Consider the following 9,598-nt stretch of genomic DNA (forward strand, 5'->3'; position numbering starts at 1 on the left):
CGCGCCGGGCCAGCATGCCATCGCCCTGCCGGCCGATCTGAAGCCTGGTCGCTACACGCTGAATGTCGAGGCCGCACGGGAAACCGGTGGTCGCGAACTCGTCACGCTGCCGATCACCGTGCCCGCCGCCGGTACCGCCCGCGCGGCCGGCAAGGCCGAACTCGGCGCTGTCACCCTCTCCGCCCGCTGATCCGAGGACTCCGCATGAACCGTCTTGCCGCTCGCCTGCTTGCCGCCGCCGCCCTGCTTTCGGCGCCTGCGGCGCTGTCCGCCCACCGCATGTGGATGCTCCCGTCCGCCACCGTCCTGTCCGGCACCGACAGCTGGGTCACGGTCGATGCGGCCGTGTCGAACGACCTGTTCTTCTTCGATCACCAGCCGCTGCGGCTGGACGGGATGACGGTCTGGCAGCCCGACGGGACGCCCGGCGCGCTGCAGAATGGCAGCACCGGTCGGTACCGGTCGACGTTCGATGTCAAACTCGACAAGCCGGGGACCTGGAAGATCGGGACCGGCATGTCGACCGTCATGGGCAGTTTCACGGTCGACGGTGTCGAGAAGCGGATCGGCCGTCGCGGTGGTCCGCCGCCCGCGCCCGGCGCGGCGCGACCACCCGAACTGACCGCCGTCGACATCCCGGCCAACGCCACCAACGTCAAGCTGGCCGAGGTGTCGATGCGCAACGAGTTGTTCGTCACCGCCGGTGCGCCGACCACCACCGTGCTGGCGCCGACCGGCAAGGGGCTGGAATTCGCACCCGTCACCCATCCGGACGAACTGGTCGCCGGCGAACCCGCGCATTTCCGGTTCCTGATCGACGGCAAACCCGCTGCCGGCGTCCAGGTCACCGTAATTCCGGGTGGAAAAAGGTATCGCGATGCCGAAAACGCCATGACCCTGACGACCGGCGCGAACGGGATGGTCGATGTCACCTGGCCCGCCGCCGGCATGTACTGGCTGAACGCCACGTCGACCGACGCGAAGACCAGCACGCCCCGCGCCACCGAACGCCGGATGAGCTATATCACGACGGTGGAGGTGCTGACCCCGTGAGCCTCCGCGCATGAGGATCGCGCTGCCGCCGCGGATCGACGCCGGCGCCTTGGCGGATCGCGATCCCACTGCAACGCTCGTCGATCTCGGCGGCGAAACGATGGGGACCAGTTGGAGCGTCCGCCTCGCGGCGACGCCCGGCTTCGACGGTGCGGCGGTGTTCCGCGCGATCAAGGCCCGGCTCGGCACCATCGTCGCGGAAATGAGCCACTGGTCGCCGGCATCCGATCTGTCGCGGTTCAACCGCGCGCCGGGTGGCCGCTGGGTGTCGCTGGCACCGGATTTCGCACATGTCATGGCGGCGGCGCTCGATATCGCGGCGCGGACCGGTGGCGCGTTCGACCCTGCGATCGGCGCCATCGTCGACATTTGGGGGTTCGGCCCGGTGGCGATCGACGCCCCGCCGGACGCCGCGGCGATCGACGCCGCGCGTGGGGTGTCGGGCTGGCACCGGCTCGCCTTCGATCCCGGCGCGCGGCGGTTGCACCAGCCGGGTGGGCTCGCGCTCGACCTGTCGGGGATCGCGAAGGGCCATGCCGTCGACATGGTCGCCGATCTGCTGCAATCCGTCGGCATCCGGCACTGCCTGGTGGAAATCGGCGGCGAACTGGTCGGGCGCGGCGTGCGTCCGGATGGCGATCCGTGGTGGGTCGATCTGGAAAGCCCACCGAACATGCCGCTGCCACCGCTGCGGATCGCGCTGCATGGGCTTGCGGTCGCGACCTCCGGCAACTACCGGCGCGGCGCCCACACGCTGGACCCGCGCACCGGTTACCCGGTCGACGGCGACATGCTCTCGGTCAGCGTGATCCACGATCGCGCGATGCTGGCCGACGCTTGGGCAACCGCGCTGACCGTCGCCAGTAATGCCGCAGAGCTGGCGGCCGCCGCCGAAATCGCGGCGCGGATCGTCACGATCGCCAACGGCCATCCTCATGAGCATATCACGCCGGCACTGACCGCCATGCTGGCGGACGACGGCTGAGCCGGCCGCGGACGGCTGGCATCCCGACGCGGTAGACGATAGCATGGCGCAATGGCGCGCAGCCCCAAGCTCAAGGTCTTTCGGACCGCGATCGGCTTCCACGACGCCTATGTCGCGGCCAGCAGCAAGAAGGCGGCGCTGGCGGCGTGGGGCAGCGAAAGCGACCTGTTCGCCTGGAACGCGGCGGAGGTCGTCACCGATCCGGCCCTGACCGAAGCGCCGCTCGCGCAGCCCGGCACCGTGATCAAGCGCCCGCGGGGGACATCGGCTGATCATTTGGCGGCGCTTCCGCCCGATCCGCCGAAAGCCGACCGACCGAAGCCCGGGCGGTCCCGGGCGGCCCCGCGCCCCCGCCCCGATCGCGCCGCACTAACCGAGGCCGATCGTGCCGTGTCGGACGCGGAGGCGCAGCATGCCGCCGACCTGCGCCAGCTCCGCGACCGGGAGGCAGCACTTGCCCGCGAACGCCGCGCACTCGAACGCGCCCACACGGCGAAGATGGCGCGGCTGGAACAGGACCGCGACCGTGCAAGGGCCGCCTATGAGGACGCGATGGCGGCCTGGCGCGGCTGATCAGCGGCGGCGCAGGTTCGGTTACCCCACCGCCTCCGCCACGATCGCTGCCCACTGCGCCTCGGTCGCGACCTCGACCCCCAGTTCACCGGCCTTCTTCGCCTTCGATCCCGCGTCCGCACCGATCACCACCAGGTCGGTCTTCTTGGATACACTGGCGGCCACCTTCGCACCCAGCGCCTCGGCCTGCGCCTTCGCCTCGTCGCGGGACAGCGTTTCCAGCTTGCCGGTGAACACCACGGTCTTGCCCGACACCCGCGATGCCCGCGTCTCGTGCACGACGTCGGTCGGACGAACCTCCCGCAACAGGTCGAACACCACCACCCGGTTGTGGCGCTCCGCGAAGAAGCCGATCAGCGCGTCGGCCACCTCCGGCCCGATCCCTGGCGTTTCGATCGCCGCGACCAGCGCCTTTTCGCGCCGGATCGCGAACTTGCGCTCCGGCTCACCCAGGATCGGCCGCATCGCCCGCCGAATCCGGATCGCGGCGTGGATGGCCTGTCCCAGCGCCCGCACGGTGCCGTATCGCCGGGCCAGATCGCGCGCGGTCACCTGTCCGACATGACGGATGCCCAGCGCGAACAGAAAGCGGTCGAGCGGCACCGACCGCTTCTCCTCGATCGCCTCCAGCAGATTGTCGACCGACACATCCGCCAGCCGATCGCGCGCGATCAACGCGTCCCGCCGGGCATGCAGGCGGAAGATATCGGCGGGCGACCGGACCAGCCCGTCGCGGAAGAACGCCTCTACCCGCACCAGCCCCAATCCGCGAATGTCGAACGCATGTCGCGATGCGAAGTGGATCAGCCGTTCCACCCGCTGCGCCGGGCAGATCAGGCCGCCGGTACAGCGATAATCGACCTCGCCCGCCTCGCGCTCCGCCGCCGATCCGCATTCGGGGCAGGTCAGCGGGAACGGCCATGCCGGCCGCTCCGCCCCGCGATACAGCCCCTCGACGACTTGCGGGATCACGTCGCCGGCGCGCTGCACGATCACGCGGTCGCCCGGCTGCACGCCCAGCCGCACGATCTCGTCGGCATTGTGCAGCGTCGCGTTGGTGACGACGACGCCGCCCACCGTCACCGGCTCCAGCCGCGCGACCGGGGTCAGCTTCCCCGTCCGCCCGACCTGGATATCGATCGCGTTCAACGTCGTCTGCGCGCGTTCGGCCGGAAACTTGTGCGCGATCGCCCAGCGCGGCGCCCGCGCCACCTGCCCCAGCCGCCGCTGCCAATCGAGCCGGTCGACCTTGTAGACCACGCCATCGATGTCGAACGGCAGGTCGGCCCGCATCGCTTCGATCGTCCGATAATGGGACAGGGCGGCATCCACATCGGTCACCGTGACGAACAGCTTCGACACCGAAAACCCCCAGCCGGCGATCGCCGCCATGACGGCGCTCTGGGTGTCGCCCGGCACCACCGTCGCCTCACCCCAGCCATGCGCCAGGAACAGCAACGGCCGCGCCGCCGTGATCCCGGCGTCCAGCTGGCGCAGCGATCCGGCCGCGGCGTTGCGCGGATTGGCGAAAATCTTGCCGCCCGCCTCGGTCTGCCGCCGGTTCAACGCGGCGAAATCCGTTTTCGCCATATAGACTTCGCCGCGCACCTCGAACACATTGGGCACCGCACCGGTCAGCTGCGGCGGAATGTCGCGGATGGTGCGGACGTTGGCGGTCACATCCTCCCCCACCGCGCCGTCACCACGCGTCAGCGCCTGCACCAGTCGGCCCTGCTCATACCGCAGCGAACAGGACAGGCCGTCGATCTTGGGTTCCGCCGTCAACGCCACCGGCGCGTCCACATCCAGCGCCAGGAATCGCCGCACGCGGTGCACGAACTCCGCGACCTCCGCATCGGCAAAGGCATTGTCCAGGCTCATCATCGGCCGCGCATGCGCTACCTTGCCCAGGCGGCCGCCCGGTGTGGCACCAACCCGTTGCGATGGACTGTCGGGGCGTACCAGGTCGGGATACGCGGCCTCCAGCGCGCGGTTGCGCCGGACCAGGGCGTCGTAATCGGCGTCGGAAATCTCCGGCGCGTCCTGATCGTGATACAGGCGGTCGTGCCGCGCAATCGCTGCGGCCAGATCGGCCAGTTCAGTCGCGGGATCGGTGGCGGCGCTGCTCATGGCCGCTGGCTACCGGATCACGCCCCTCCCGGGCAAGCCGGCTTGATCGACGCGCGGCGTTCACCGGTCGTTCAAAACAGACGCACAAATCCATCCGCTGGTCGCAAGCGCCATTGTCTGCCGGCACGATAGAGAACATCTTCCTGCCAAAGGAGACGATGCATGGCACAGACCCTTTCCGAGCTTGACGGCCGTACCCCCACGATCCTGACCGTTCCCGGCCTCGGCGGATCCGGCCCTTCCCATTGGCAGACATTGTGGGAACAGGGCCGTACCGACATGATCCGCGCCGATCTCGGCAACTGGTCGAGCCCGCGCCGCAACGCGTGGGTTACGCGACTGGATCAGGCGATTCGCGCCGCCCGCGCGCCCGTCATTCTGGCGGCGCACAGCTTGGGGTGCCTGACCGTCGCCTGGTGGGCGGCGCTGGCGGGGCAGACCTGGGGGTGGCCGGTCGCGGGCGCGTTGCTGGTCGCTCCGCCCGATGTCGATCGTGCCGATGTGCGCGACGAACTGCGCGATTTCGGCCCGAGCCCACGCTTCATGCTCCCCTTTCCGTCGATTTTGGTCGCCAGCAGCGACGATCCCTATGTGTGCTCGCAACGCGCGTTCGACATGGCGCGCGATTGGGGCAGTCATTTTGTGGACGCCGGCCCGCTTGGCCACCTCAACGCCGCCAGCGGGATCGGCTGGTGGTCGGAAGGGCAGGAATTGCTCGGTCGCCTGATCGGCGTCGCTGCCAGCCCAGTGGCGCATGCCGGCGGCCCCGGTGACGTCATGGCGGCATTGGCGCTGGCGGAGCAGGCACCGCGGCACTGACGTGATGCGGGTTACGGCGTGCGCGATCCAGCGCGGTCAAATGATATTGGCGCGTTGCCAAACCCAATCCCCTTCCAGCCGGACACCATTCCCGTCCCGCCGAACTCCTTCCCGTCCATCCCGAGCGCAGTCACGGGACATCCCGAGCACAGCCGACGGGCGCAGTGTCGGCTTCTCGGCTACGCTCGGGACGAACGGGAGCTTGGGAGAGTTTAAGGTTGAGGGGAGGCAGCGTTAGGTCACCCTGAACCTCACGCCGTCTCCAACAACCGCGCCGCCTGTGCGCGCGCCTCGGCCGTCACCTCGGCACCGGACAGCATCCGTGCAATCTCCTCGCGGCGCTCGCCCGCGTCCAGCGCATGCACGCCGGTGCGCGTCACGATCCCGTCATGGCGCTTCGCGATCAGCCAGTGCCGGTCCGCCCGGGCCGCAACCTGCGGACTATGCGTCACCACCAGCAACTGCGCCTTGGTCGCCAGCCGGGCCAGCCGCTCGCCGATCGCGGACGCCACCGCGCCGCCGACGCCGCGATCAATCTCGTCGAAGATCATGGTGCCCGCGCCGCCTTCCTCCGCCAGCGCAACCTTCAGCGCCAGAATGAAGCGCGACAATTCGCCCCCCGACGCGATCTTCACCAGCGGAGCGAACGGCGCACCGGGGTTGGTCGAAATCTCGAATTCCACCCGGTCGCGTCCGGCCGGGCCCCAACCGCCTTCGGGCAGCGGTTCGACCACGGTGCGGAACCGCGCGGCGTCCAGCTTCAATGGCGCCAGTTCCGCCGCGACCGCGCCGTCCAGCCGGGCGGCCGCCAGGACCCGCAAGGCGCTGAGCGTCGCCGCGACCTCTTCATAGGCAAGCCGCGCCGCGGACGCCGCCGCGGTCAGCGCGGCGATCCCGGCACCACCCGCCTCCATGCGCGCGAACCGCGCCTCCAGTTCCGCGGTCAGGTCGGCCAGCGCGTCCGGCGTCGTCCGATGCTTGCGTGCCAGCGCGCGTAGGTCGAACAGGCGCGTTTCCACCGATTCCAGCCGCGCCGGATCGAACGCCATGTCACCCAGCGCCGCCGCCAGCCGATCCTCCGCCTCCGATGCCTCGATCACCGCGCGGTCCATCGCCGCCAGCGCATCCGCCAGCATCGGATGTTCGGGCGCCAGCCGGTCGAGCCGCCGCGCCGCCTGCCGAAGGTTCGCCAGCGCGCCGTTCGATCCATCGAGATGATCGCTGACCGCGGTCAGATCGTCGGCCAGCCGGGCGCCCTTCTGCATCTGCCCGCGCTCCTCGGCCAGCGCGCCCTCCTCGCCCGGCTCGGCGGCAAAGGCCCGCAATTCGGACACGGCATGTTCCAGCCATTCGCGGTCGCGCTCCGCGGTTTCCAGCTCGGCCTGTGCCGCGGCCAGCGTCGTCTCCGCCTCACGCCAGCGACGATAGGCGGCGGCCAGGGGGCGGGCATCGATTCGCCCGAAGCTGTCGAGCAGGTCGCGATGCCCCTTGGCGTTCAGCAAGCCGCGATCATCATGCTGGCCGTGAATCTCGACCAGCATCGCGCCGATCTCGCGCAGCAGGCCCGCCGATGCCGGCTGATCGTTGATGCTGGCGCGGCTGCCGCCATCCGCCTTTACGATCCGTCGGATCATCAGCGGTTCGCCCGGTTCCATGTCGAACCCGTTGTCCGCCAGCAACGCCATCGCACCGTGCTCGGCACCCAGATCGAACGTCGCAGTCACCACCGATTGCGCCGCGCCCTGCCGCACCAGACCACTCTCCGCACGCCGGCCCAGCGCCAGCCCCAGCGAATCGAGCAGGATGGACTTGCCGGCCCCGGTCTCCCCGGTCAGCGCGCCCAGCCCCGCCTGGAAATCCAGATCCAGCGCCTCGATCAGCACGACGTCGCGAATGGAGAGAGCCGACAGCATCGCTGATCCCTCTAGCACCGGATGTTCTTGATTTGAACCTGTTTCGGGGTGGGTGGAGGCCAGCACAGCAAAACCGTCGCCCGCCGCTTCTTCAGTTCACGATCGCCGTTCGGTCCGAGCCTGGGGTGGACGAGGCGCGGGCTTCCCGACACGCTCGAACCGAACGGAGGAGAGACAACAAGGTTCGATCGGCCTGCGATCCCTCACGCCTTCGGCGATTTCTCCCGCACCAGCTTGTAGGCGCGCTCATACCATTCGGAGCCCGGGTAATTGGCGCCCAGCACTGCCGCCGACTTGCGCGCTTCCTCCGGAATGCCCAGCGCCAGATAGCTTTCCGTCAGCCGTTCCAGCGCTTCCGGCACATGGCTGGTCGTCTGATAATCCTCGATCACCTTGCGGAACCGGATCACCGATGCCAGCCAATCGGCGCGACGCTGGTACAGGCGGCCGATCTCCATCTCCTTGCCCGCCAGATGATCGCGAACCAGATCGACCTTCAATCGGGCATCGGCGGCATATTGCGTATCGGGATAGCGCCGAATCAGTTCGTCCAGCGCGTCCAGCGCCTGGCTGGTGATCTTCTGGTCGCGCGTGATGTCCTGGATCTGCTCGTAATAATCGACCGCGATCAGGTACAGCGCATAGGCCGCGTCCTTGTTGCCCGGATGGATCGACAGGAAACGCTGTGCCGACTGGATCGATTCGGGGTAGCTGCGCGCCAGATAATAGCTGAACGCACTCATCAGCTGCGCCCGCCGCGCCCAGGGCGAATAGGGATGCTGACGCTCGACCTCGTCGAACAGCACCGCCGCCTGCTTATACTGCTTCCGGTCCAGCCGCAGCTTGGCTGCGTTATACAGCGTGTCGACATCACGCGCGACATAGCTGGTATCGGCCTTGCCCTTCCCGCCGCCGGATGCACAACCGACGATGGTGAGGGAGAGACCGGCGAGGACACCGAGGGCGAGCGGGCGGGACAAGGAACGCATGGCGCATGCTGTAGCGGAGGCGACGCGCGCCGCAAAGAGGCGATCTCGACCGGGCCGGCCACCGGTTTTCGGTGATTTTCGCTCAGCACGGGTTCAGTTTTCTGGCTTTGGTAAGGCGGGCGCGCATAGGAGGGCACCATGCGCGTGCTCACCCTGTCCACCCTGTTCCCCGATGCCGGCCGGCCGGCCTTTGGCGGCTTCGTCGAACGCCAGACCCAGGGCCTTGCCGCACGACCGGGCGTCGCGGTGCGTGTCGTCGCGCCGATCGGCATTCCGCCGCTGCTGGCGCGCCATCCGCGCTATGCCGCGTTGGCGGCGCTGCCGGCGCAGGAGGAGCGCGGCGGGCTGCTGATCGATCGGCCGCGCTTCCCGGTCATCCCCGGCCCCGGTGCGCCGCTGACCCCGACATTGCTCGCTGGCCGTCTGTTGCCGCTGCTGCGCGCCATCCGCCGCGATTTTCGGTTCGACGTCATCGATGCCGAATTCTTCTGGCCGGATGGCCCGGCGGCGATCCGGCTGGGACGCGCGCTGGGCGTGCCGGTGTCGATCAAGGCACGCGGCGCCGACATCCATTATTGGGGCCATCGCCGCCTCTGCGGCCCCCAGGTCATCGCCGCGGGCCGCGCCGCCGCCGGCCTGCTCGCGGTCAGCGGCCGTCTGCGTGACGACATGATTGCGCTCGGGATGCCGCCCGACCGGATCGCGGTCCATCACACCGGCGTCGACCTCGACCGGTTCGCGCCCGCCGACCGCGCCGGGGCGAAGGCCGCGCTGGGGCTGAACGGGCCGGTCCTGCTCACCATCGGTCATCTGATCGCGCGCAAGGGTCAGGCGATCGCGATCGATGCGCTGGCCCGTGTTCCCGGCGCGACCCTGCTGATCGCGGGCGATGGCCCCGATCGTGCCGCACTGGATGCGCGCGCTGCTGCCGCCGGTGTCGCGGGGCGGGTCCGTTTCCTGGGGCCGATGCCGCACGCCGCCCTGCCCGCGCTGTTCGCGGCCGCCGACATCTTCGTTCTGCCGACCGCATCCGAAGGGCTGGCCAATGTCTGGGTGGAGGCGGTGGCCAGTGGCGTCCCCGTCGTCACGACCGACGTCGGCGGCGCGCGCGCGGTCATCGATCGGCCGACCGCCGG

At 69.4% G+C, this 9,598-nt stretch carries 9 protein-coding genes; 6 read left to right on the top strand and 3 right to left on the bottom strand.

The window, feature by feature from the left end; genetic code table 11:
- The 4 genes from VF649_RS01635 to VF649_RS01650 all read left to right on the top strand — a co-directional run.
- A partial coding sequence (locus VF649_RS01635; protein WP_331010214.1) for a DUF2271 domain-containing protein occupies positions 1-190 on the top strand: 190 nt, incomplete at its 5' end.
- Between the two features lie 14 nt (positions 191-204).
- Entirely contained in the window at positions 205-1,053 is an 849-nt protein-coding gene (locus VF649_RS01640; protein WP_331010215.1) for a DUF4198 domain-containing protein, read from the top strand.
- 10 nt (positions 1,054-1,063) lie between these two features.
- Complete coding sequence (locus VF649_RS01645) at positions 1,064-2,038, top strand: FAD:protein FMN transferase (protein ID WP_331010216.1); 975 nt, start codon at positions 1,064-1,066, stop codon at positions 2,036-2,038.
- 51 nt (positions 2,039-2,089) lie between these two features.
- Entirely contained in the window at positions 2,090-2,611 is a 522-nt protein-coding gene (locus VF649_RS01650; RefSeq protein WP_331010217.1) for a hypothetical protein, read from the top strand.
- Positions 2,612-2,632: 21 nt separating this feature from the next.
- Here the strand turns inward: VF649_RS01650 and ligA are convergent, their stop codons facing one another.
- Entirely contained in the window at positions 2,633-4,741 is a 2,109-nt protein-coding gene (gene ligA / locus VF649_RS01655; RefSeq protein ID WP_331010218.1) for an NAD-dependent DNA ligase LigA, read from the bottom strand.
- A gap of 162 nt (positions 4,742-4,903) precedes the next feature.
- Between ligA and VF649_RS01660 the strand changes: the two genes are divergently transcribed.
- A complete protein-coding gene (locus VF649_RS01660) occupies positions 4,904-5,560 on the top strand; it encodes an RBBP9/YdeN family alpha/beta hydrolase (RefSeq protein ID WP_331010219.1) in 657 nt (218 codons plus the stop codon).
- 251 nt (positions 5,561-5,811) lie between these two features.
- Here VF649_RS01660 and recN read toward each other — a convergent pair whose 3' ends face one another.
- Positions 5,812-7,473, bottom strand: a complete 1,662-nt coding sequence (gene recN / locus VF649_RS01665; RefSeq protein ID WP_331010220.1) for a DNA repair protein RecN — start codon at positions 7,471-7,473, stop codon at positions 5,812-5,814.
- Between the two features lie 203 nt (positions 7,474-7,676).
- Positions 7,677-8,462 carry an outer membrane protein assembly factor BamD gene (locus VF649_RS01670; RefSeq protein ID WP_331010221.1) on the bottom strand — a complete coding sequence of 262 codons (786 nt, stop codon included), beginning with the start codon at positions 8,460-8,462 and terminating at the stop codon, positions 7,677-7,679.
- A 138-nt stretch (positions 8,463-8,600) separates the two neighbouring features.
- Between VF649_RS01670 and VF649_RS01675 the strand changes: the two genes are divergently transcribed.
- Positions 8,601-9,598: glycosyltransferase (locus tag VF649_RS01675; RefSeq protein WP_331010222.1), on the top strand; the 998-nt coding region annotated here is incomplete at its 3' end.

The sequence above is a fragment of the Sphingomonas sp. genome (genome assembly GCF_036387535.1).
In the GTDB taxonomy this organism is placed as follows: domain Bacteria; phylum Pseudomonadota; class Alphaproteobacteria; order Sphingomonadales; family Sphingomonadaceae; genus Sphingomonas_R.